Origin of the sequence: Leptolyngbya sp. CCY15150 (assembly GCF_016888135.1) — a bacterium.
Classification (GTDB): Bacteria; Cyanobacteriota; Cyanobacteriia; order RECH01; family RECH01; genus RECH01.
Genome location: NZ_JACSWB010000285.1, coordinates 1 through 618 on the forward strand (window position 1 = coordinate 1; position 618 = coordinate 618).

General features: G+C 54.2%; 1 pseudogene. It reads right to left on the reverse strand.

Annotated elements, in window-relative coordinates:
- Window positions 1–618: pseudogene (locus JUJ53_RS22275) on the reverse strand (FG-GAP-like repeat-containing protein); the annotation flags it as partial.

Sequence of the window (618 nt, forward strand, 5' to 3'; positions counted from 1 at the left end):
CCAACGGCTGTTCAAAGTCTGGTGCGGAGAGGAAGGACAACTCACCCGTGGTGGCATCAATCGTAAATAACCCTTGGTCTTCCCCACCACTGAGGCTATAGGACAGGCCATTCTCCTCGCTATTGCTATCGTCTGTGGCTTCGATATCAACTACCAGTGCGGTGTTCTCTGGCGCATTCACCGCGCCATTGGTCGAGATCGTGGGCGCTTGGTTAGAAGCACGCCCAAACACTACATAGCTAGAGCCTGAGTAGCTGCCATTGGGGTCGGCACCGTATGCCCCAATAATTAGGTCATCAAAGCCATCCCCATTGATATCCCCCGCACTGCTCACCGACCAACCAGAACGGTCAAGTGCGGCTACCCCATCAATACGAAAGCCATTGCTGCCATTGAGTGTGGAGAGATTGAGGGTGCTACTAAACTCACTCCCACTACCAAACACCACATAGCTAGAGCCTGACAAGTTGCCGTTGGGGTCGGCATCGGATGCCCCAATGATCAGGTCATCGAAGCCATCCCCATTGATATCCCCCGCACTACTCACCGAACGCCCAGAATAGTCACCTGCTGCCACGCCATCGATACGAAAGCCATTGCTGCCATTGAGGGTGGAGA